Annotated in this window: 19 protein-coding genes; 1 reads left to right on the top strand and 18 read right to left on the bottom strand. The window is 39.5% G+C overall.

The window, feature by feature from the left end:
• Window positions 1–13: 13 nt before the first annotated feature.
• The 18 genes from mutL to ACTVAI_RS07705 form a co-directional block, all read right to left on the bottom strand.
• Window positions 14–1,855: a DNA mismatch repair endonuclease MutL gene (mutL, locus tag ACTVAI_RS07790; protein ID WP_443472980.1), complete on the bottom strand. Its 1,842-nt coding sequence runs from the start codon at window positions 1,853–1,855 to the stop codon at window positions 14–16.
• Window positions 1,856–1,867: 12 nt separating this feature from the next.
• Window positions 1,868–4,429 carry a DNA mismatch repair protein MutS gene (gene mutS / locus ACTVAI_RS07785; protein WP_443486328.1) on the bottom strand — a complete coding sequence of 854 codons (2,562 nt, stop codon included), beginning with the start codon at window positions 4,427–4,429 and terminating at the stop codon, window positions 1,868–1,870.
• Window positions 4,430–4,438: 9 nt separating this feature from the next.
• A complete protein-coding gene (locus tag ACTVAI_RS07780) occupies window positions 4,439–4,804 on the bottom strand; it encodes a YlbF family regulator (RefSeq protein WP_443486327.1) in 366 nt (121 codons plus the stop codon).
• Window positions 4,804–5,610, bottom strand: a complete 807-nt coding sequence (locus tag ACTVAI_RS07775) for a TIGR00282 family metallophosphoesterase (protein WP_443486326.1) — start codon at window positions 5,608–5,610, stop codon at window positions 4,804–4,806. Before ACTVAI_RS07775 ends, ACTVAI_RS07780 begins: the two co-directional genes overlap by 1 nt.
• 344 nt (window positions 5,611–5,954) lie before the next feature.
• Window positions 5,955–7,517, bottom strand: coding sequence for a ribonuclease Y (gene rny, locus ACTVAI_RS07770; protein WP_443472976.1), 1,563 nt, complete (start codon window positions 7,515–7,517; stop codon window positions 5,955–5,957).
• A 213-nt stretch (window positions 7,518–7,730) separates the two neighbouring features.
• Window positions 7,731–8,783 carry a recombinase RecA gene (gene recA, locus ACTVAI_RS07765; RefSeq protein WP_443472975.1) on the bottom strand — a complete coding sequence of 351 codons (1,053 nt, stop codon included), beginning with the start codon at window positions 8,781–8,783 and terminating at the stop codon, window positions 7,731–7,733.
• A gap of 105 nt (window positions 8,784–8,888) precedes the next feature.
• Window positions 8,889–10,133, bottom strand: coding sequence for a competence/damage-inducible protein A (locus ACTVAI_RS07760; protein ID WP_443486325.1), 1,245 nt, complete (start codon window positions 10,131–10,133; stop codon window positions 8,889–8,891).
• A gap of 93 nt (window positions 10,134–10,226) precedes the next feature.
• Window positions 10,227–10,811, bottom strand: a complete 585-nt coding sequence (pgsA, locus tag ACTVAI_RS07755) for a CDP-diacylglycerol--glycerol-3-phosphate 3-phosphatidyltransferase (protein WP_443486324.1) — start codon at window positions 10,809–10,811, stop codon at window positions 10,227–10,229.
• Between the two features lie 24 nt (window positions 10,812–10,835).
• A complete protein-coding gene (locus tag ACTVAI_RS07750; protein WP_443472972.1) occupies window positions 10,836–11,696 on the bottom strand; it encodes a RodZ domain-containing protein in 861 nt (286 codons plus the stop codon).
• A 67-nt stretch (window positions 11,697–11,763) separates the two neighbouring features.
• Window positions 11,764–12,489 (bottom strand): elongation factor P 5-aminopentanone reductase, encoded by a 726-nt coding sequence (gene ymfI / locus ACTVAI_RS07745; RefSeq protein WP_443486323.1) that lies wholly within the window; start codon window positions 12,487–12,489, stop codon window positions 11,764–11,766.
• Window positions 12,490–12,491: 2 nt separating this feature from the next.
• Window positions 12,492–13,787, bottom strand: a complete 1,296-nt coding sequence (gene yfmH, locus ACTVAI_RS07740) for an EF-P 5-aminopentanol modification-associated protein YfmH (RefSeq protein WP_443472970.1) — start codon at window positions 13,785–13,787, stop codon at window positions 12,492–12,494.
• Complete coding sequence (yfmF, locus tag ACTVAI_RS07735) at window positions 13,780–15,051, bottom strand: EF-P 5-aminopentanol modification-associated protein YfmF (protein WP_443472969.1); 1,272 nt, start codon at window positions 15,049–15,051, stop codon at window positions 13,780–13,782. The genes yfmH and yfmF overlap by 8 nt, the downstream gene beginning before the upstream one ends.
• A 132-nt stretch (window positions 15,052–15,183) precedes the next feature.
• Window positions 15,184–16,143: an ABC transporter permease gene (locus ACTVAI_RS07730; RefSeq protein ID WP_443472968.1), complete on the bottom strand. Its 960-nt coding sequence runs from the start codon at window positions 16,141–16,143 to the stop codon at window positions 15,184–15,186.
• Window positions 16,144–17,217 (bottom strand): ABC transporter permease, encoded by a 1,074-nt coding sequence (locus tag ACTVAI_RS07725; RefSeq protein ID WP_443472967.1) that lies wholly within the window; start codon window positions 17,215–17,217, stop codon window positions 16,144–16,146.
• The gene (locus ACTVAI_RS07720; protein ID WP_443472966.1) at window positions 17,210–18,784 is read right to left on the bottom strand and encodes an ABC transporter ATP-binding protein; all 1,575 of its coding nucleotides are present in this window, start codon (window positions 18,782–18,784) and stop codon (window positions 17,210–17,212) included. Before ACTVAI_RS07720 ends, ACTVAI_RS07725 begins: the two co-directional genes overlap by 8 nt.
• A gap of 181 nt (window positions 18,785–18,965) precedes the next feature.
• Window positions 18,966–20,066, bottom strand: coding sequence for a BMP family lipoprotein (locus ACTVAI_RS07715; protein ID WP_443472965.1), 1,101 nt, complete (start codon window positions 20,064–20,066; stop codon window positions 18,966–18,968).
• A 162-nt stretch (window positions 20,067–20,228) separates the two neighbouring features.
• Window positions 20,229–22,694, bottom strand: coding sequence for a DNA translocase FtsK (locus tag ACTVAI_RS07710; RefSeq protein ID WP_443472964.1), 2,466 nt, complete (start codon window positions 22,692–22,694; stop codon window positions 20,229–20,231).
• Between the two features lie 107 nt (window positions 22,695–22,801).
• A complete protein-coding gene (locus ACTVAI_RS07705; RefSeq protein ID WP_443472963.1) occupies window positions 22,802–23,116 on the bottom strand; it encodes a DUF1033 family protein in 315 nt (104 codons plus the stop codon).
• Window positions 23,117–23,232: 116 nt separating this feature from the next.
• On the opposite strand from ACTVAI_RS07705, the gene ACTVAI_RS07700 reads away from it, so the two are divergent.
• A complete protein-coding gene (locus tag ACTVAI_RS07700) occupies window positions 23,233–23,508 on the top strand; it encodes an acylphosphatase (protein ID WP_443472962.1) in 276 nt (91 codons plus the stop codon).
• The last annotated feature ends 90 nt before the right edge of the window (window positions 23,509–23,598 follow it).

Raw genomic sequence — 23,598 nt, 5'->3', positions numbered from 1 at the left:
AAAACAATCAGGCTTAATGTGCATCCTGAATACGTTTGAACATTTTTTCCATATCGGTATTTGAAAAATGGATTAATACAGGGCGTCCATGCGGACAGTTATAGGGATTTTTAGTCTTGGCTAAGTCCGCCAATAACTGCCTTGCTTCATAATCAGGCAAATGATGATTGGCTTTGATCGATCGTTTACAACTCATCATAATTGCGGTAGCTTCGCGAAGTTTTTTGACGGATAAGCCTTCATCAGATAATACCATTTGGATGATGTCATTCACTATCCCTTCTTCTTGCCCCGGTTTGAACCAGGTTGGATGTTGTGATAGCAAAAAGGTATGTTTCCCAAATGGCTCGAGATAAATCCCGATTTCTTCTAATTTATCATGGTTATCGTTTATTTTTAAGAATTCATCCGAGGTTAAATCGATGGTTATCGGTACCAACAGGCTTTGTAATGTATTAGCCACTCTGGCGATTTCGTCACGGTAGAATTCGTATTTAATACGTTCTTGAGCTGCATGTTGATCGATCATATAAAGCCCTTTATCATTTTGTGCAAATAAATAAGTACCATGCATCTGACCAAAATAATATAACTCCGGAAAACTTTGGATGGTCTCTTCCTCATTTTCCACGTTTTTCACAGCGTCCAATACAGACGCGTCATGCGTAGTAGGTGGTGTGTAATCTTCTTCATCCACTACCACTTCACCAAACGCTTCCTGAATCTGTTCCCCGGGGATTTGTGTTTCCACTTTAGGTGATTCATAGTTAAACTTTGGAGATTCTAACTCAACTTGAATTTGTTCATGTTGTTCAACTTGAACCGGGTTTCTTTTGAATGATAAATTTTCTAACCCGCTTGGTATGGAGACAACTTCTTTCATTGCGGCTTGAACAGCTTTTATAATCAGAGCTGACAGTTCGGTTTCTTTACTGATCCTGATTTCTTTTTTAGAGGGATGAACATTCACATCCAGTAGCAACGGATCCGTATCGACTGTAATGACCGCAACTGGAAAACGACCAATCATTAAACGTGATCCGAAACCTTCAACTAAAGCTTTTTGGAGATTATAGTTACGGATATAGCGGCCATTTAATATGAAAGTCATATAATTTCGGCTTGCTCGCGTCAATTCAGGTTTGCTCACATACCCGCTTAACTTGAAATCCAGATCTTCAGCTTCAATATGCAGCATCTTACGAGCAACGGCCGTTCCATAGACCCCCGCAATCGCTTGTTTCAGATCACCATTACCACTTGTTCGTAACATTTGATTTCCTTCATTTACAAGACGGAAGGCTATTTTGGGGTGGCTTAGCGCTAGCCTATTGACAATATCAGAGATACTGGCCAATTCCGTTTGTAAGGTACGGATGTATTTCAAACGTGCAGGTGTATTGTAAAATAAACTCTCAACTGTCAAGGTTGTCCCTTTTCTTGCACCATGAATTTTCTCCTCGACAATGTTGCCGCCTTCGATACGAATATACTTCCCAGGTAAATCAATCGTTGCACTCTCGAGGGTTAACTTTGATACAGAAGCAATACTTGGTAGAGCTTCGCCACGAAAACCCAGTGAATGAATACGAAATAAATCTTGGGTTGTATAAATTTTACTGGTCGCATGGCGTTCAAACGCTAGAACGACCTCATCGGGATGAATACCGCCACCATTATCACTGACCATGATTTTCTTTAATCCAGCTTCTTCAATTAAAATATCAATCTGGCTACTACCAGCATCAATCGCATTTTCCACCAGCTCTTTCACAACCGAGGATGGTCTCTCGATCACTTCTCCAGCAGCAATTTGGTTGGATAGTTGTTCAGATAATGTCTTTATTGTTGCCAAGGTAAACCACCATCATTTCTTTTTCAGTAATTGCTTCCATTCGTTCAACTGATTCATGGCTTGTAGAGGTGAATGATTTTCCAAAGAGAACTCACTCATCTCGTTGACGACTTGTTTCTCGTTCATGTCTAATTGATTTTCAGTAAACAATGATAACTGTTGGGTTGAATCAACAGGAACGGGTACTTTCTCGGTATTTTCCAATCGTTCAAGTATCTGTTTTGCTTCTACCAGTAGGTCTTCAGGCATTCCCGCCAATTTCGCTACGTGTAATCCATAACTTTTATCCGCTGGCCCAGTCATTATTTTATGAAGGAAAACCAACTCACCATTTTGCTCGATGGCACCAACATGGACATTTCTTAAAGCCGATAGTTCTTGGTCCAATACCGTCAACTCATGGTAATGAGTGGAAAACAGCATCTTACCTTTATTTGATCCATGCAAATAGCGAATAATCGCTTCGGCCAGAGCCATTCCATCAAAAGTAGCGGTCCCTCTTCCAATCTCATCGAATAAAATCAAGCTGCGTTCAGTCGCATATTGTAATGCTTGGTTTGTTTCCACCATTTCTACCATAAAAGTACTTTGGCCTGAATACAAATCATCTGCTGCACCAATTCGCGTAAAAATTTGATCAAATATAGGCAATTCGGCTACATCTGCCGGCACATAACACCCAATTTGGGCCATGATGACAATCAAAGCTAGTTGACGCATATAAGTACTCTTACCAGACATATTGGGTCCCGTAATGAGTAGAATCTCGTTCTTGTCTTCCATGATTAAGTTGTTGGCAATGTATTTTTCTTTGCCTAACACTTCTTCAACGACTGGATGACGCCCGTTAATAATATTAATGGTTTTCGATTGTGCTGAAATCATCGGTTGCGTGTAATGTTTTTCTTCAGCTATTTCTGCAAACCCTTGATATACATCCAGTTCCGAAATATATTTCGCTAAAACCTGTAATTTTTTGCTGTATTTTTTAACGTGTTCCCGAATTTCAAGGAATAGTTCATACTCAAGCGTCGCTGATTTTTCTTCTGCTTCAAGAATAATTCGTTCTTTTTCTTTTAATTCCGGTGTAATAAAACGTTCTGCATTTGCCAATGTTTGTTTTCGATCGTAAAGCCCTTCTGGCAAATTAGATACATTCGCCTTGGAAACCTCGATGTAATAACCAAAAACGCGATTAAAGCCTATTTTTAGCGTTTTAATGCCGGTTTTTTCCCTTTCGGACTGTTGCAAAGCGGCAATCCATTTTTTTCCATTTGTCATGGCATCCCGATACTTATCTAACGTTTCATTGAAACCATCTTTGATGATATTTCCATCCGTTATTAAAATTGGGGGGTCGTCGACAATCGCTTTTTCAATCAATGCAACGATTTCGGGCATGTCCTCTATTTTAGTGAGCGTATCAGACCAAATGGCATCTTGCGTCGCTTCCAGTATTTGCCTTAAAACAGGTAGCTGTTCCAAGGACCGCTTTAATTGAATCAAATCACGCCCGTTTACGCTACCGAACGAGATTTTTGCCACGAGTCTTTCTAAATCGTAAACAGAGGTCAACGCTTGGCTAATATCCATTCGCTCAAAATAATGGGCTAATAACGATTGCACCTTCAATTGGCGGTTGCGTATATCTTGTTCGTTAATAAGAGGTTTTTCTAGCCACTGTTTCAGCTTCCGCCCGCCCATAGCTGTTTTCGTGCGGTCAATGAGCCACAATAAACTCCCTGTCTTTTGTTGATCTCGGATCGAGGTTGTCAATTCCAGATTTCGACGGGCATACGTATCCATCTTTAAGTACTGATCGGATTGATAGCGAATCGCTTTTTGAATATGGGATAAGCTCCGTTTTTGGGTATGCGACAAGTAACTAATCAAAAGTGTCAATACATCCCGGCAAGGCTGTTCAGCGATGTCTTCCAAAACGGATTCAAGAATTGAATCTGCTACTTTCTCATCATGTCGGGAGATAATGACCCCGAATCGTTCCTGCAACGTTTCAATAAAAGGAAAAGTAGCAACCGCCTGTACAACGATTTCTTTCGCTTGTACCGATTGCACTTCGTTCATTACTGCATCTTCATTTTCTAAAATGGTGACTCGTGTCTCTCCGGTACCAATGTCCGTATAGGCAAAAGCATAACCAGTCTCATGCTTTTCTATCGCGACAAGGTAATTATTTTTTTTACCATCACCATTTGTTTCGTCCATATACGTCCCTGGCGTCAGTACTTGAACAACTTCGCGTCTAACCATGCCCTTTGTTGCCTTTGGATCCTCCATTTGTTCGCAGACGGCAACTTTATGGCCACCGTCAATTAATTTCCGTATGTAATCTTTGGCAGCATGGTATGGTACCCCGCACATCGGAATTGGGTTATCGGCATTTTTGTTACGACTTGTCAGTGTTATCTCAAGAATTTTTGCTGCTTTTATAGCATCTTCATTGAACAACTCGTAAAAATCGCCTAAACGATAAAATAAAAATGAATCAGGGTATTGTTTTTTTATTGCCGTATATTGTTCCATCATTGGCGTTTGTTTCGTTTTTTGTGGCATGCTTTCACCTCAATCAGTTATTGAATCTACTTCGGTTTGTATTTGTTTAAAAAGGAATTGGACAACTTCATTTGCTTCTACCAATGACGCACGATATTGTTGTACCGTAATGTTTTCATCTATTGCTTTATTTAAAGCATTCAATTCATCCAGGGTTTTTTTATAGGCTTCCGGTTTCTCATAATATTCGAAATTGACTAAGTCACGTTGTTTATTTTTTATTTGTTCAATCGTATCTTGAACCCATTTACTCTCTTCCACTTTATTCTCAGCTTTTTGAAATGCAATGATTTCCTCTTTCTGTAACAATAAAGCAATTAATTTGTCTAATTCTTTATTTATGTCAGATTCAATATGGTACTCGTTTACGTTCATTAATAACCACTCCCAAAAGGTCGATCATCATTAATCATGATCGTTTCAATTTTCGTGGCCTTTCCCGAACGATCGTCAATTTCGACATAACAACCACTGAGTAGTTTTCTTCCTTCTTCAGGAATTTCGTGGCGAACTGGAAGTTGTTTTAAGAATTTGTCAAGGATGATATGCGTTTCTACTCCAAGAACACTATCATATGAACCGGTCATTCCAGCATCCGTTAAATAGGCAGTGCCCTTAGGTAGAATACGCGCATCATTCGTTTGGATATGGGTATGGGTACCAACAACAGCTGATACGCGACCATCCAAATACCAACCCATGGCTTGTTTTTCACTTGTTGCTTCAGCGTGGAAATCCACGAATATACACTGTGTTTCTTCACCAATCTCCGCCAGTATTTTATCCATCTTTCGAAAAGGGTCATCCAAATCATTTAAAAAGACACGCCCTTGCATATTGATAACGGCTATTTTAGTCTGATTAATCTGGATGATTTTATACCCTATGCCAGGCGTTCCTTCTGGAAAGTTAGCCGGTCTTATCATTTTTATTTTATCATTTCCGATAAATTCGAAAATATCTCGATTATCCCAAGTATGGTTTCCCATTGTAATTAAGTCGACACCCGTTTGTAAAAATTCTTTATAAATTTTTTCGGTAATCCCACGGCCTCCTGCTGCATTTTCTCCATTAACAATAGTAAATTGTGGGCGGTATTTAGCTTTTAATAAGGGTAAGGATTCAATCAACATTTTTCTTCCTATTGAACCCACTACATCTCCAACGAATAACACTTTCATTTATATATTTGCCTCTTCTCTATTCTTCATTCATTATATTAGTTTAACATAAAAGCGAATAAAATTGGTTCTTGGTTATTTGGTGTTGGTGAAGGAAATGCCCTTCGGCCTACGTGGTTGCTTGTGTGCTGCCGTGGGACCCGCCCGGAGCCTGGAGTCTCCGGGCTTGCAAGACTCAAAGGGATCGTAGACGCTGAAGCGCCAACGATCCCTACTTTCGCATTGCATCCTTGACACGGCCACAAGCAACCACTCCATCCTGCGGGATTTCCAAGAGGAGTACCTACCAACACCATAAAATTTGAGTGAACAAACAGAAAAGACAGGGTTTGCACCCTGCCTCGTTATTTTGCATATTCAATTGCTCTTGTTTCGCGTATAACCGTAACTTTAATGTGTCCCGGATAGTCTAATTCTTCTTCGATTTTTGATTTGATGTCGCGTGCCATCAAAATTGCATGAGCATCATCTACAGATTCAGGTTTCACCATAATTCTGATTTCACGACCCGCTTGAATAGCGAAACTATAATCAACGCCTTCAAATTCGTTCGCAATACTTTCCAATCGTTCCAATCTCCGAATATAATTTTCCAAAGATTCACTTCGTGCCCCTGGACGCGCTGCTGATAGAGCATCAGACGCCGCAACCAAGACAGAAATAACATTGTTTGCTTCTACATCACCATGGTGGGATGCAATTGCATTGACAACAACACCATTTTCTTTGTATCTATGAGCAATTTCTGCACCGATTTCAACGTGAGAACCTTCAATCTCATGATCGAGAGCTTTTCCAATATCATGAAGCAATCCTGCGCGTTTCGCAAGTGTGATATCTTCACCTAACTCGCCTGCCATAATACCGGCCAATTTAGCAACTTCGATACTGTGGTTCAAAACATTTTGACCATAACTTGTTCTGAAATGCATACGACCAAGAATCTTAATTAAATCAGGGTGAATTGAGTGAATACCTACTTCAAAGGTAGCTTGTTCACCAATTTCGCGGATTCGTTCATCCATTTCTTTGCGAGCTTTATCAACAGCTTCCTCAATACGTGCCGGATGAATCCGACCATCTTGAATCAACTTCTCTAATGCCATTTTTGCAATTTCACGTCGGATTGGATCAAAACCACTCAAGACTACTGCTTCCGGGGTATCATCGATAATTAAATCGATTCCCGTTAGCGATTCAAGAGTTCTGATATTACGACCTTCACGTCCGATAATGCGACCTTTCATGTCATCGTTAGGTAAAATTACCACCGATACCGTTGTTTCTGAAACCATGTCAGCAGAGCTACGTTGAATCGCTTGAAGAATAATATTCTTCGCTTTTCTTTCTGCTTCATCCTTGGCTTGTTGTTCAGATTCTCTCACCATGATAGCGCGTTCGTTCGTTAATTGGTCTTCCGTTTCTTTCATGATAATTGCCTTAGCATCTTCTCTTGATAGCGTTGCTACTCGTTCCAGTTCCCTCTGTTGTGATTCGATAATTTCCTGGATTCGATCTTCTTCAGTCACCAATGCTTGCGTGCGTTTAACAAGATTTTCTTCTTTTTGCTCGATAGTTTTTTCACGCTTGGAGAAATTATTATCTTTTCTATCCAAATTCTCTTCTTTTTGGATAAGCCGATTTTCTTGTTTGGTTAGCTCGTTTCTTCTATCGCGCAATTCTGCTTCGATAGCGGAACGATATTTTTGGCCCTCTTCCTTCGCTTCTAACATAGCTTCCTTTTTCTTGTTTTCCGCTTCTCTTTCAGCATTCTCCAAGATTGCCGTAGCTGTGTTATTCGCGCCAGCGATTTCCTTTTCATGACTCGATTTCCGATATGTATACCCGATAACGACACCTAAAATTAAGGCTATGATAGCAGCGAAGGCAACGTACATCCATTCCATCGTTTCACCTCCGTATCTATTCAATTTGTCGTTAAAAATTAAAAATATTTTTTAATATATGCATCCTATTTAAAGAAACATATAATTCAATTCTAAACTTTGTAACCGCTACTGTCAATAAAATTATCCCTCTGCAGCTAGTTTATGAACGAAAAAGACCCCTACTATTAAAAGTAGGAGCCCATATCATACATGTCAGGAAGGAAATTTTTATTAATCTTCCAGGAGTTCTGTTACTTCTTTAGTTTCAGCATCTTCAGGAAGGGCATCTCCAATACCATAGATGGCACGAACCTTGCGATCGATTTCCTCTAACATTTGAGGGTTTTCAATCAAGAAATTCTTAGCATTTTCACGGCCTTGCCCAATTCGTTCATCTTTATAAGAGTACCAAGAACCACTCTTATTGATGATATCATGCTCAGAAGCAATATCGACTACTTCCCCAACACTGGAGATACCTTGTCCGTACATAATATCGACTTCTGCGACCTTAAATGGTGGCGCAACCTTATTCTTAACGACTTTTATTTTGGTACGGTTCCCAATGACATCCGTACCCGATTTAATTTGCTCAGCACGACGAACTTCTAAACGGATAGTGGAGTAGAATTTCAGGGCACGACCACCCGGTGTTGTTTCAGGGTTTCCAAACATAATACCGATTTTTTCACGGATTTGGTTGATAAAAATAGCGATTGTTTTTGTCTTATTGATTGAACCCGATAATTTACGTAATGCTTGGGACATTAAACGCGCTTGTAGCCCCATATGGGAATCTCCCATCTCGCCTTCGATTTCAGCTCGTGGAACTAACGCAGCAACCGAGTCAATAACCACAATATCGATTGCTCCAGAAGAAATTAATGCATCGGCAATTTCCAAACCTTGTTCCCCTGTGTCAGGTTGTGACAAGAGCAACTCATCCACGTTAACGCCAATTGCACGAGCGTATTTTGGATCTAATGCGTGCTCAGCATCGATAAATGCAGCAACGCCACCTTTTTTTTGTGCTTCAGCAATGGCATGGAGGGCTACAGTTGTTTTACCTGAAGACTCTGGTCCGTAAATTTCAATGATTCGTCCGCGAGGGTAACCGCCAACCCCTAATGCAATATCCAAAGCTACAGAACCACTTGGAACTGTGGAGATTTCTGTTTCTACTTTGTCACCCATTTTCATGATAGAGCCTTTACCATATGTACGTTCTATTTTTTTCATTGCTTCATCTAAAGCTTTTTGTCTATTTTCATTGTTATTTGCCATTATATAGCCTCCAAAAGGTTTATTTCGTTTAACTTCATTAGCATAGTAATTTTATAACACTTACCTTAAAAAAGCAAGATAAAAGTGAACAAACGTTCGCTTTTGTTATTCGAGTAGCGAACGTCTTATTAAATCCAGACCCTGCATGACGCTCCGTTCGCGGTTCCCGGTGCGGTTATGCATAAAGCGATATTTTAGCGCTTTTGTATTTTTACCTTTTTGGCTTAACCCGATCCAAACAGTACCAGCAGGTTCTCCTTCTAAAGCTTCCGGACCGGCCACTCCGGTAAAAGAAATAGCAATATCCGTTTGAAATATTTCGCGACAACGATCAGCCATCGCCATTGCACAAGCCTCACTGACAACACCATGTTCTTGAACGATTGCTGCTGGCACACCCAGGACTTCCCTTTTAACGGACTCGTGATATGTCACCATGCCACCCATAAAATAATCACTCGAATTGGGTATCGACACTAAAGTCGATTGGAATAATCCCCCAGTTAAGCTTTCAGCAGCACTAATCGTTTTGTGTTGCTCTTTCAGTAAATTCCCTACCGTTTTGACCAGACTGTTATTATGACCCTCACCATAATAGTAATCGCCTACTATCTCCAAAATTTCTTTTGTTTTTTCAGATAATAAAGCCACACATGAATTTTCATCTGTTCCACTAGCCGTTAAACGCAACGTTACCTCATAATCGCCAGCATAGGGAGCTACCGTTGGGTTGGTTTGACTTTTTATATGATAATCAAGTTTAGTCACCAATTCCGACTCACCAATGCCGTAAAATCTTAAGGTTTTGGATACAAGCGATTGTCTGCTTCCGCCTAAATACTTTTCAAGAAAAGGGAGTATTTCATTGTCAAACATCAAGGTTAATTCCTTCGGCGGTCCAGGCACCAGGAGATATAAATGCTCCCCCTTCTCTATGAACGTCCCTAGTGCGTGTCCATTGCGATTAGGGAAACCAATTCCATTTTCAAAATAAAGCGCCTGTTTTCGATTATTTTCTGTCATCTTACGACCTGAAAGTTCGAAATAGGATTTGATATTTGCGAGTGCCGTGTCATCCAAAATGAGATTTTCTTGCAGATGGTATGCTACCGTTTCTTTCGTCACATCATCCTGGGTCGGTCCTAAGCCACCCGTAAAAATAAGGAGTTCACTCCTTCCTTCCGCAATTGTGATTGCCTCTTTAAGGCGATTGACGTTATCCCCTACAACCGTTTGAAAATAAGCATTAATTCCTAAATCCGCTAAATTTTTCGCTAAATAAGCAGCATCGGTATTGACGATCTGTCCTAATAGTAATTCAGTTCCCACAGAAATGATTTCTGCAATCATAGTACCCCTCCTATACATATATAAGCAAAAAAATTGAATTTCAATTTAAAAAAAGAAAACAATTTTATAAATTGTTTTCTTTTGATAACTTGATTAATTATTGAATGAGTCGGCAAATATTTCTTTGTTTTTGATGAAGTAATCGACACCAGAGTAAATCGTGAACAGGAGGCATAGGTATAACATAATTGAAGCAAAAGGAATACCTAACCCTTCAAATGGAAGATTATCCAGAAAAAGTAAAATTATCGCCAACATTTGTGTCGCGGTTTTAATTTTCCCTGGCCACGCTGCTGCCATAACTTCTCCTCCGGTTACCAACAACAAACGTAATCCTGTTACTGCTAGTTCTCTACAGATGATAATAGCCACAACCCAGGCTGGTGCCAATCCTTTTTCCACTAAAACAATAAATGCAGTGGCTACCAGCATTTTATCTGCTAATGGATCTGCAAATTTACCAAAGTTAGTGACAATGTTGTCTCTGCGTGCAATATAACCATCCAACCAGTCCGTGAAACTGGCAACTGCAAAAACGATGGTCCCAATTAATTCTGCAGTCGTGAAAGTTGATCCCCAGATTGAAATCATTCCCCAATCCAGGGGAGCTACCATCAATACGATAAATAATGGAATCATAAATATTCGTAAGACGGTTAGTTTGTTTGGTAAATTCAAAATAAAAATCTCCTTACTACTTAACTACTCAAGATTAAAAATGAGTGTTTGTGTTTGATTTGTTTGGTAATCATCCGGCAAGGTAACAGAAGTATCTCCGAATTTAATCGTAGTAGAAGGTAAGTAACCTACTCGGATAATAATTTGATTTACTCCCTCTGCTAATTCTTCCGTTTGAGTCGTTCCACCAGGAATTGTTCCTTCGAAAATAGAATTATTTCCATCAGTAGTGACAGATACCCAAGAGCTTCCAGTGTTATTAACTTCGATTGCGAGCGTATTTGGTAAGTCCAATCCTGTTATTATATAGGTCGGTGAATCTGCTTCTTCGGTGGATGCTGTAATAACCGTTCCCGCTTGAGGAACTTCCACTTCTTCGCTACTCTCAACGCTTTCTGAACTTTCAGCAGAAGATTGAGCCACTTGCTGAGATTGGGATGAAGGCACATCATTAGAATCAGCCCCATTCCCTTTCATATAAAAGGTATAAAACCAAATAGAACCTAAAATAAATAAGAACATCAGTACTAATAAAAAGGTTGGCAAACTATTTTTGGCATCATTACTATAAATGAATTTTTTTTCGCGTGAAGAGCGTTTCAGTTCCGAACGCGTAGGAAGGGACCTTTCTTTTGGTTCCTGCAAATCCTGATAGGAATATCCCCTGCCTATTTCGTCATTCAAAGTTATACCTACAACATCAGCATATTGGCGAATAAAATTGCTGACAAAGAATTCACCTGGAAGATCTTCCAATCTGTTTTCTTCAATAGCAATTAAATAGCGTTTTTGGATCTTAGTCAGCTGTTGCATATCGTCTAAAGTATAACCCTTTTTTTTCCGTGCTTGCTTCAAGCGATTTCCGACATGAGTTGGTTCATCCATTCCCGACACCACCTATTCTCACTTTGAAGTAATTATATCATAATTACTTTCAGGGAAAAATATCTTGCTATTTTAGCCAGCCACCACTAACCGTAAGGGTTTGACCAGTCATATAAGCACTCTCTGGTTTGAGTAACTGTTGCACCCAAAAACTTATTTCCGATGCTTCTCCAAGCCGCCCCATAGGAATTTCACTCTTCAAGTCTAAAAGCTCATCCCCAGAATAGTGACTATTCATCTGGGTATTAATGGCACCGGGGCTTACTGCATTTACTGTAAGCCCCCAGCTCGCAACTTCTTTGCTGTACGCTTTAACAAAAGCAATTTGGGCGCCTTTCACTGTGCTATAAAAAACCTCATTGCTGCTACCCATTTCCCCATAGATGGAACTTATAAAGACAATCCGCCCGTTTTCAGTTCTATGAATTTTTTCTTGGACCGCTTGCGCAATTAAAATAGGAACCTTAACATGCATGTTCCACAAATAATCCATGCTTTCCGGCGTCAAGTCACGCAGTAAGCCAAATTCTGTTGTGCCATGTGCAAAAACAAGTGCATTCAAGGAAAACAATTGATTCTTTAATGCTGACACAGCAGTAGCGTCACTCAAATCTGCTTGAACAAGAAAAAACTCTTGCTTTGGAAAAGATTGCTCCAATTCTTTTAATAACTGGATAACTTTTTGTTTATTGGAGTGATAATGTAAGTACAAAGACCAACCATCTGCTGCCAATGACTGACATATACTGAAGCCAATATCGCCAGAGGCTCCAGTAACTAGTGCAATCTTCATGCTTATTTCCCTTTCTTCGGCTTAATGATAAAGGTACTCATAACTTGGTCTTTAATATAATGTTCAGCAAAATTGGATAAATCAGCTAAAGTTAGAGCTTCAAGACGTTCGATACGGTTGAACATCTCGATTCCATTGAAATATAAATAGCCATACTGGTTCGAAATATACTCCAATGAATTAAATGCCTGTAACTGTTCGCCTATGAAAGCACGTTTTAATAGTTCAAAATTTTCAACGTTAAAACCAGAATCTTTTTTCCAGTTCAACAAAATGTCTTTCCAGGCTTTTAAAACTTTTTCTGGTTCATTTGTGTCAACTTCCATAGCCATAAAATTGAAACTACGATCAATATTAAAATTATAGCCAAAACTATCATCCAGAATACCTTCATCATAAAGAAGATTAAAATTGTCAGATCCTCTACCAAAAAGTAATTCCATTAATAAGGAACCTTTCAAATAATAGTTATCTGCTTCATTCCCGCTGACTTGATTATTCAATCCCTTGACACCCAATATCACTTTTGGTCGTTTAACATCCATTTCCATTTCGCCATGCGGCTTAATATCAGCGACTGTCTCAGAGGGCATAAAGCGGATAATATGTTCTTCATCCGGAAACTTTTTCATGTCTTGATTGGATTTAATAACCGCCATCGTTTCCTCAACCGGGAAATTACCAATAATAACAAGATTCATATTTGACGGATGGTAGAAAGTATCATAACAAGATTGTAAAATCTCAGGTGTAATGGCCTGGATACTATCCGTTGTTCCAGCAATATCAATAGAAAGAGGATGTTTGGGATACATATTTTTTAATAGTCCATAAAACAAACGCCAGTCCGGATTGTCTTCGTACATCTGGATTTCTTGTGCAATAATCCCCTTTTCTTTTTCTGTTCCTTCTACAGTAAAATGGGGATCCTGAACAAAATCCAATAAAGTTTCCACATTTTCTTTTACCATGCTTGTGGCCGAAAATAAATAACTTGTCCGTGTGAATGATGTGAATGCATTGGCGGATGAACCTAATTTAGCGAAATCATCAAATGCATCATGATCATCGCCTTCAAAAAGCTTGTGTTCCAGAAAATGAGCAACGCCATCTGGCACTAACAATTCTGAATCGGATTGCAAGGGTACAAAGTGATTATCAATGGAACCAAAATTCGTCGTCATGATGCCGTAAGTTTTGGCAAATCCGGATTTTGGAATAAGGATGACTTGTAACCCATTCGCTAGTTTTTCTTGATAAACAGTTTCATCTAAAAGAGGATATTTAACTTTATACATTTTCCTGTTCCTCCCCTTTCAAAAAGAATATGGCTTGTAATTTCATTTGTTTTGCAATATTAACAATGTCTTCATGCGTTACCTCATTTACCGCTTGTAACCATTCATCATCAGAAATGTTTTTTCCAGTGAGAAGTTGGTTGGAGTATATTTTGCTTAATGCTGCCGCTTGACTGTCGTCGTTTTGTTTGTATTGATTGATAAGCATATTTTTAGTCTGGTTTATCAAATCATCAGAAAAATCACCAGCTTGCATATCTTCAAGCTGTGCCAATACAATTTTTTCTACCTGGTCTTTTTTCTCAAAAGCGATACCTGTTGAAACGACCATTGTACCTCGAATATAGTCCAAATAACTTGAAGCAGAATAAGCCAAACTTTCTTTTTCTCTCACATTTTGGAATAGCTTAGAATGTGGGAAACCACCGAAAAGGCCGTTAAATACCATGCCTGCGTAATATTCAGCATTACCATAGTGAGCGGGCGACTTGAAACCAAAAAGCAGTTTTCCTTGAGTGACATCAGAATAATGTTCTACTTTAGCAATTTCCGGACGCAGGTCTAAATCGAAGAATGGTCCAATCGGCAAGGGATCCCGGTCGGTTAGCGTTTGATTGTTAATTGCTTTGACAATTCTTTCGTTATCGACATCACCGGACACATAAATATCAACTGAATCATTTTTCAACATATTTTGGTAAGTTTGGTAAATGGATTCGCTTGTATTCATTTCCAAGAATTCTTCTGAACCCATCCCAAGGTAGGCTTGGTCAGTACCTTCAAATAACGTTTCATTTAGTTTGATATTAGCAAACTTGCCTTTGTCATCTTCCAGTGAGTTGAAATAATGTGCTAAATTAATTTTTTCTCGGTTAAAGGTCGGTTCATGAAAAGTAGCGTTTTCAACATTTGGGTTGAAAATAATTTCTTGTAAAAAAGCAACGCCTTCTTCCAGTAAAGTTTCATCTCCACCAATATAACGATCATTAACAATTTTAAGTCGGAATGAAAGAACATGCTGGGTGCCATAACGTTGCGAAGAAGAGCTTAATGAAGCCCCATATAACCACGACATCTGATTATCCAGCGCTTTTTGTGATGGGTATTTCTTTGAATTTGTAACCAGTACATTTTTTAAGAGCGTGCGGGCCGTTGCTGTTGCTGGGTTATAGTTAGCCCTGAATTTGTATTCGATTAATATTGTTTTAAATTTGTTTGTAGATTGGATATAGGCTCCTACACCTTTTGCTAATTGTAAGTCCATATGTTCACTTCACTTCCTCGATTTACACAATATAAGAAAACTATACTCTAATTTAAGTGCTTTTACAAACTTGAAAAATCCTGAATAACGAAAAAACGCCCCGTTTCCGGGACATTTTTTCGTTATTCAGACTTATTTTGTTTTGATATATGTTGTCCCGTTTGCTGCCGGGCCTTTTGATTTTCCAATAAAGCCAACTAACACAACAATCGTTAACACATAAGGCAATACGAACAAGAAAACGTTCGGAATGTCTTTGATGACTGGAATGTAGTTCCCGATAACACTCAAACTTTGAGAGAACCCAAAGAATAGAGCGGCACCCATAACACCAATTGGATTCCATTTACCAAAAATCATCGCTGCCATTGCTATAAATCCTTGTCCAGCAATCGTTGCATGTGAGAAGTTTAAAGAGATTGATTGTGCAACAACCGCACCACCGATACCACCCATCAGACCAGAAATCATGACACCCGCATAACGCATCATGTATACATTGATTCCCAATGTATCTGCAGCTTGTGGATGCTCACCAACAGAGCGTAAACGCAAACCAAACGATGTACGGAAAATAACGAAGTAGCTAATAAAAGCTACAAATATACCCAAATATGCAACACTCAACGTGTTAGTAAAGAAGATACGTCCGATGACTGGAATATCTTTCAAAATTGGGAAACTTGTTTTTCCAAAGTTACGTACGATAAAGTCAGTTTGGCCACGACCATCATAGAGAACTTTCGTCAAGAAAAGTGCCAAAGCAGGAGCAAGTAGATTAAGAACCGTACCTGAAATGATGTGGTCAGCGCGTAAATTAACGGTTGCCAAAGCATGGATCAAAGAAAACAGAACTCCTACGATCCCACCGACCAATAAGCCTATCCAAGGTGTAGCAGTACCAAAAGTACCCGCATATGAGAGGTTAAAGACAATGGATGAAAAAGCTCCCATTACCATAATCCCTTCAATACCAACGTTAACGATCCCACTACGTTCAGAGAAGGTTCCACCTAGACCGGCAAAAATAAGTGGTGCAGAATATACTAATGTGTTCGAAACGACAAGTGTTAAAATGCCAATGATATCCATCTACGCCACCTCTTTCTTTTCAGTCTTTTGAAGTTTGGAAAGCAATAAGCGGATTATGTAATTTGCCCCAACAAAGAAAATGATCAAGGCAATAACAATATCAACGATTTCGTTTGGTGTTCCCGCAGCCAATGGCATTGTTGTTCCACCAGTCTTCATGACACTAAATAGTAAAGCAGAGAAAAGAATACCAATTGGATTACTCGAACCCAATAACGCTACTCCCATTCCGTCGAAACCAATTTGGGGAATACCACCTTGAACAAAGATGTTTTGGAAATTTCCAAGACCTTCCATTGTTCCACCTAAACCAGCTAAAGCTCCACTCATCAACATCGCCATTACAATATTTTTCTTTGCATTCATACCTGAGTATTCCGCCGCATCTGCATTCAAACCGACCGAACGTAATTCAAATCCGAATGTCGTTCTATTAATGAATACCGATACGATAAACACCATAACGATTGCAATGAAAATACCCATATGAAGGGTCGAATTATTAGTAATACTTGTTAAAAACGGAATACGCATACTTGCATTTTCCACAATTCTTTCAGTTGAATCTCCGACTTCTACCATGTAAGTACGAATGATGTGATTCACAATGTGATAAGAAGTATGATTCAACATAATTGTTACAATGACTTCACTCGTGTCAAAGTAAGCACGCAAGAATCCAGCAATACCAGCCCAAATTGCTCCGGCAATCATTCCGGCAATAACTGCAAGTGGCAATAGAATTAGCTTGGGTAACCCGGGGAATGTTTGTGCAACCAAGATAGATGCAAACCACCCCATCAGTACCTGCCCTGAAAGCCCAATATTAAAGAATCCAGCCGTATTTGCGACAGCAAAACCCAAACCAATTACAATCAGAGGCGCTGCCATTCGAAGTGTTTGACCAATATAGAACGGGTTGGACACTGCTCCACGGAACATAGCGACATATCCAGCGACTGGATCATACCCAAATGCTAACATTAAAATAGCTCCCACGATGACTCCCAGTACAACAGAAAGCAATGGAATTGCTAAAGTCTGGAATCTTTTATTCGTGTATAAATTACTCATGTCCGATTCCCCCTTCCGGTTGTTTATGTCCCAATTCTTCCCGTGCTTTCTCAAGAGAACTACCCGTCATTAACAAACCTAGCTCTTGTTCACTTGTTTCGGATGGAGTAACTTCTGCTACGATATTCCCTTCGTACATTACCACAATACGGTCGGAAACATTTAATATTTCATCCAATTCAAAACTCATCAAAATTACAGCATTGCCTTCATCACGGTGGTTAACCAAACGCTTATGAATAAATTCAATGGCACCTACGTCCAATCCACGGGTCGGCTGTGCTGCAATCAACAAACTCGGATCACGATCAATTTCGCGAGCAATAATCGCTTTTTGTTGGTTACCACCAGATAAAGAACCAGCAGTAGATTTCTCGCTCTGAGTACGAACGTCAAACTCCTGGATTAAACGAATGGCATAAGCATCCATTTCGTTCTCATTCAAGAAATAATTATGGCTAAATGGTTCATGATAGTAACTTTGTAGTGCAATGTTTTCTGAGAGCGTCATCGGCAAGATTAAACCATGACGTTGGCGGTCTTCTGGTATGTGACCGACGCCGGTTTCTGTAATCTTCCTTGGCTGCAAATTCGTAATTTCTTTGCCGTTTAATTTAATTGTTCCACTTTCAACCTTACTTAGGCCTGTAATAGCTTGAATTAATTCTGATTGGCCATTTCCATCAATCCCTGCAATCCCAACAACCTCTCCTGCTCTAACAGTTAGGTTTAGGCCACGAACTGCTTCCAAACCGCGACTTTCTTTAACGGTTAGATTGGTTACTTCCAAGACTGTTTCTTGTGGATTTGGTGCAGTTTTGTCTGTTTTAAAGATAACAGAGCGTCCTACCATCATATCTGCCATTTCCTGTTTGGACGTATTTGCAACATCTACAGTGTCGATACTCTTACCTTTACGGATAACCGTAACGCGGTCAGCAACTTGTTTAATTTCATCTAACTTGTGAGTGATTAAGATGATTGATTTACCTTCGGCAGCTAAACCTCTCATGATAGACATTAATTCCTCAATTTCCTGTGGTGTTAACACCGCTGTTGGTTCATCAAAAATAAGAATGTCTGCCCCGCGGTAGAGTGTTTTTAAAATTTCTATCCGTTGCTCCATTCCCACAGAAATGTCTGCCACTTTGGCGGTTGGATCAACATATAAATGATATTTTTCAGATAATTCCTTTATCGTGTGTGCAGCTTCTTTTTTATTCAAAATACCAAATCGTGTTGTTTCCTTGCCAAGAATAATGTTCTCTGTGACTGTGAAGTCTTTGACTAACATAAAATGTTGATGGACCATTCCGATTCCGATTTTATCGGCCACAGATGGTGAAGAAATTTTTTCTTCTTTGCCATTCACTTTGATAATCCCACTTGTCGGTTGCAATAAGCCGGAGAGGATATTCATCAACGTGGATTTTCCTGCTCCATTTTCACCCAAGAGAGCATGGATTTCACCTTTTTTGACTTTGAGATTGATGTTGTCGTTGGCTTTGAAATTTCCAAAAGCTTTCGTAACATTGATCATTTCGATCACGTAGTTTTCCTCAACCATGCGTCTTCCTCCTTTTTAAGTAACTTAATTAATTACAGTTACTTTATTATACTGTAACTCTTTATCGCAAACCATACAGAACCTCCTAAGAAATTAATGATAATTTTTACCAGAACATTAGAAAAAGAGGGTTGAGACTTTGCCCAAACCCTCTAACGTTCGTATGTTTGCCTGAAAACAATTATTCAGGTTTTTCAGGTACTTCAATTTCTCCGTTGATAACTTTTTGTTCTGCTTCACGGACTGCTGTTAAAGCTTCTTCAGACAACACACCGTCAGTCAAGCTAACACCTGCTTCAGCTAGACCCAATACTTTTGTTTGGTTCGCTGGGAATTCACCGTTCATAGCCAATGTTGCGATTTCATGAGCAGCAACACCTACACCTTTAACAGTAGAAGTCAAAGTCAATTCACGTTCTTCACCATCAACTTGAACTTTACCTTCTTCTTGTTGGTCGCGGTCAACACCGATAACATAAATTTCACGGCTTGGATCTGCAGTTACGATATCACGTGCTTCAGCAAAAACCCCGTTACCTGCGTTTCCAGCTGCTTGGTAAATGATGTCTGCGCCATTTGAGTACATACCGTTTGCAATTGATTTAGCTTGAGCAGCATCTGCAAAGCTACCAACATATTGAACAGTTACTTCAATTTCTGGATTTACGTATTCAACCCCTGCAAGGAACCCAGCGTGGAAACGGTCGATAACAACGCCTTCCATACCGCCGACAAATCCTACATGGTTTGTCTTAGTTGATTTAGCAGCTGCGACACCCGCCAAGAATGCTGCTTCGTTGTCTGCAAATGTTACAGACGTTGTATTTTCTCCCTCGATTACATCGTCAATAATCGCGAAGTATGTATCTGGGTAATTATTTGCTGATTCTTGCACGGCATCTTTCAAAAGATAGCCTACACCGAAAATAACGTCAAAACCGTTGTTAACGCCAGTAGTGATGTTTGTGATAAAGTCTGATTCGTTTTCAGATTGAATATATTCATATCCGTCAACGCCTTTTTCTTTACCGTTTTCTTCACCCCAAGCAGTTAAACCTTCCCATGCACTTTGGTTGAAGGATTTGTCATCCACGCCACCCATGTCAGTTACCATCGCAACTGAAAAATCGTCGTTTGATGATGCACCATCTGTTGATTCAACCGAGCTAGCACCTTCATCTACTCCTGATGATGCTTCTTCGCCTTCACTGCCACATGCAGCCAATAGGACACTTGCACTTAAACCCAAAGTCAATAAGCTTACCAATTTTTTCTTATTCAATGTAAACCCTCCATTTTGAGTGAATTCACTCGATTTTTGCAAGTACATGTCTCGCTTAAGTCAACAATATCATAGTTTTGAAATTAAGGAAATATATGAGTAACAAATTTCATCTAAATTTCATTTATGGAGCGGTAACCTTCGGAATGTAAACTCTTACCTTTAAAAATCACTTTCAATTTCCGAACTTTCACCCAACATTTCCAAAGTAATGTTAACCTTCCTTGGTTTGCTACCGTCGGCTGGTCCTACATAACCACGCGCTTCCATATCATCGATAATGCGTGCAGCCCGGTTGTACCCAATTCGGAATTTACGTTGTAACTTAGAAATGCTGGCTGCATCTTCTTCAATAATGAATTCTAAAGCAGGTTGGAAAAACTCATCTTCCGGTTCATCAGATTGGACCGGGGCTGCATCTAATTTCATCATTTCTTCGGAATAGTTTGGTTCTTGTTGCTCTTTCACAAAAGTAACAATGTTTTCTACTTCCGAATCCGATAAATAAGCACCTTGGACGCGTTTGGGCTTATTTTCACCCATCGGACGGTAAAGCATATCACCACGGCCCAACAGTTTTTCGGCTCCAGCCCCGTCTAATATAGTACGGGAATCAATGGAGCTTGAAACAGCAAATGCTATCCGCGACGGAACGTTGGCTTTGATGATACCGGTAATGACATCCACACTCGGTCTTTGGGTTGCCAAAATCATATGAATGCCGGCTGCCCTTGCCATTTGTGCCAAACGTGTGATAGCGTCCTCGACCTCATTACTCGCTACCATCATCAAGTCAGCTAACTCATCTACGATAACCACAATATAAGGCAAGGTCGGATTGTTCTCCCCTTTTTCAACATTGTAATCAAGAATCAATTCATTGTAGCCATCTATATTTCTCATGCCTGTACCAGCAAACAATTCATACCGGCGCTCCATCTCAGCCACTACTTTGTGCAGCGCTTGGGCCGCTTTTCTAGGATTCGTAACAACCGGTGTCAGTAAATGAGGGATGCCATTGTAAACGTTCAGTTCAACTTTTTTGGGATCGATCATCATCATTTTGACTTCATTCGGTTTTGCTTTCATTAAAATGCTGACAATAATACCATTGATACTGACAGACTTCCCACTACCTGTAGCGCCAGCAATCAACAAGTGAGGCATTTTCGTTAAATCAGCATATTGAACGGCTCCCGAAATATCTCGTCCAAGCGGAACTTCCAAAAGTTTATCATTGTTATGGTTCCGTTCAATCACACTACGAAACGATACTGTACTGACCTCACTGTTTGGAACCTCAATTCCAATAAAGGATTTACCAGGAATAGGAGCTTCTATACGGATATCTTTCGCTGCCAAAGCCAGCGCTAAGTCATCTGCCAAATTTACAATTTTACTCACTTTAACCCCTACGGCTGGTTGAATCTCATACTTTGTGACTGCTGGGCCCAAATTAGCTTTGCGAACTTTGGCATCCACCCCGAAACTAGCAAATGTATCCTCTAACTTTTTGACATTTTTCTCGATAATTGAATATTCACTCGATTGGTCTACTGGAGGCAAATCCTTCAACAACGTTACCGGTGGCAAATGATAATCCCGATTTTCCGCCTCAGCCTCAATTTCAAAGTCCAGTATTCCTTCATTATCATCTTCTTCATTTTCTGATGGATTTTCGGCGATTGGTTCAGCCTTTCCTTGTTTAGGCTGCACTTTCTTACTCTCCATGTATTTAGCCAAATCATCATCACTTTGATAACTATCGATTGTCAATTGAACATTTTCCGCTTTATCCCCAATATCAGATGTTTGTGTTTGCCCTTCTTCTTCCATCGGTTTCTTAATTCTATTTTTAGCTTTGCTTAACCAATCATTTTTTACCGTTTCAATAGGAGCCTCATCTTCTGGATAACTTTGTTTCGCATGACTCTCGACAATCACCGCTTTTCCTTCTTCGCTTGTTTCCAAACTTTCTTTCAATGTGTTTACGCCAGATTTAAACATCGCTGTGATCGGTCGCGTGACTTGTTGTAAAAAGCCTCCAACTGTCGTGGCCACAAGCCTGACCCGATCCATTACATCCTTCATAGTAAATCCAAATAAGATACACAGCCCCAAGAATATTAATAAGGCCGCCACTGCATAAGTTCCCCATTGCGCGAATAAGAAATGACTTGCTGAATAGAATGTTGCACCAACCATTCCACCACCCATAATGCCGGAAATTGTACCGGCACGCATGTCAGCCAAAAACCGCATCAAGGTGACCTGAAAGATGGAACCTTCCGTATCCATGACATGCTGAAAGGTTCTGGCATGAAGGATAATCATAAAGGCCAGTAATAATATTATGCCTGAATAAACAAAATTCTTTTTCAAACGTGGTTCTCTCCCCATTATTAAGAGGTACAACCCATATATACCAAATAAAGAAAGTGGGATTTGATATATTTCCCCAAAAAAGAAGCGGAAGAAATTGGCAAATAATATCCCCATGAACCCCAGGTGACTTAATCCCAGGACCGCCGCAAAAACGAACAATAAACCAATTAATTCATGGGAGAGTCCATTCGTTTTTTTCTTACGTCTATTTGTTTTCGACTTTGTTGTTTTAGGTCTTGCCACACGATTCACTCTTTTCTGATAAAAATCTCTTATGCTGCTTCATATTATAACACTATTATAACCTAATATTTAGACTTACTTATAAGGAAACAGAAAACAGCAAGCGACTAAATAGTCGCCTTGCTGTTTTCTGTTTCAATCACATTCTCATTTTCCAACAATAATAACCCATAATATATTTGGATATCGTCTTCACAAGATTCACAATAAACGGAATCCTCTTCCGACCAAAAGGCTGTTAGATAATTATGTTTTGATTTTTTGAACGGGTAACGAGCAGACAATTCAGCACTTTTTTCTTCATATAATTTTAGTGCTTCTTCAAATGATAAAAAGGACGCTTCAAAAACGACCAAAGATTTCCAATCCTGGAAAAACCACCATGGTTCGTATTCACCTTTCATCATATATACCTGATACATAAGCAACCCTCTTTCGAATAGACAAAATTGACGACAACAGTAATAATGAGTACACTGAAAATATATCAAACTTGGTAGCACGAAGGAAATTTTTTGCTTTGAAAGGAGCTATGGTCATGAAAAAGGTGACAATTAATGTACGAGGCCGTGTTCAAGGTGTAGGATTCCGATATAATACTAAAGCACTAGCAGATAGACTCGATGTGTACGGAACCGTAAAAAATGAAATGGACGGTTCAGTATTTATTCAAGCAACCGGCTCGCAAGAAAATATTGATCATTTTATTAAGCTACTGGAAAAAGAAAAACCCCCTTTTTCAAGCATAGATTCGCTGATTGTTAACGAAAAATTAGATTTGCCGGATTTCACCTCATTTAAGGTTATTTATTAAGTAACTATTGAGATTTCCTCAATTTTCTTGGTGAGCATTGAAATTAACCCTTCTGTAAGTTATAGTTAAAAGCGATTGAAATTAAAAAAA

It is taken from the genome of Jeotgalibaca sp. A127, from assembly GCF_052266745.1.
Taxonomy (GTDB): Bacteria; Bacillota; Bacilli; order Lactobacillales; family Aerococcaceae; genus Jeotgalibaca.
The sequence above is the reverse complement of the archived record's forward strand: the minus strand, read 5'-3'. Positions and strand labels throughout refer to the sequence as shown.

What these genes read in the sequence shown, in the direction of transcription:
- yfmH (WP_443472970.1), bottom strand. Translation starts at nt 13,787, where the DNA reads ATGTATAAAGTTAAATATCCTCTTTTAGATGAAACTGTTTATCAAGAA.
- ACTVAI_RS07730 (WP_443472968.1), bottom strand. Translation starts at nt 16,143, where the DNA reads ATGGATATCATTGGCATTTTAACACTTGTCGTTTCGAACACATTAGTA.
- ACTVAI_RS07725 (WP_443472967.1), bottom strand. Translation starts at nt 17,217, where the DNA reads ATGAGTAATTTATACACGAATAAAAGATTCCAGACTTTAGCAATTCCA.
- yfmF (WP_443472969.1), bottom strand. Translation starts at nt 15,051, where the DNA reads ATGGACTTACAATTAGCAAAAGGTGTAGGAGCCTATATCCAATCTACA.
- rny (WP_443472976.1), bottom strand. Translation starts at nt 7,517, where the DNA reads ATGGAATGGATGTACGTTGCCTTCGCTGCTATCATAGCCTTAATTTTA.
- ACTVAI_RS07780 (WP_443486327.1), bottom strand. Translation starts at nt 4,804, where the DNA reads ATGAACGTAAACGAGTACCATATTGAATCTGACATAAATAAAGAATTA.
- ACTVAI_RS07705 (WP_443472963.1), bottom strand. Translation starts at nt 23,116, where the DNA reads ATGTATCAGGTATATATGATGAAAGGTGAATACGAACCATGGTGGTTT.
- mutS (WP_443486328.1), bottom strand. Translation starts at nt 4,429, where the DNA reads ATGCCACAAAAAACGAAACAAACGCCAATGATGGAACAATATACGGCA.
- ymfI (WP_443486323.1), bottom strand. Translation starts at nt 12,489, where the DNA reads ATGAAGATTGCACTAGTTACTGGAGCCTCTGGCGATATTGGCTTCAGT.
- ACTVAI_RS07720 (WP_443472966.1), bottom strand. Translation starts at nt 18,784, where the DNA reads ATGGTTGAGGAAAACTACGTGATCGAAATGATCAATGTTACGAAAGCT.
- recA (WP_443472975.1), bottom strand. Translation starts at nt 8,783, where the DNA reads ATGGCAAATAACAATGAAAATAGACAAAAAGCTTTAGATGAAGCAATG.
- ACTVAI_RS07700 (WP_443472962.1), top strand. Translation starts at nt 23,233, where the DNA reads ATGAAAAAGGTGACAATTAATGTACGAGGCCGTGTTCAAGGTGTAGGA.
- ACTVAI_RS07775 (WP_443486326.1), bottom strand. Translation starts at nt 5,610, where the DNA reads ATGAAAGTGTTATTCGTTGGAGATGTAGTGGGTTCAATAGGAAGAAAA.
- ACTVAI_RS07760 (WP_443486325.1), bottom strand. Translation starts at nt 10,133, where the DNA reads ATGATTGCAGAAATCATTTCTGTGGGAACTGAATTACTATTAGGACAG.
- ACTVAI_RS07750 (WP_443472972.1), bottom strand. Translation starts at nt 11,696, where the DNA reads ATGGATGAACCAACTCATGTCGGAAATCGCTTGAAGCAAGCACGGAAA.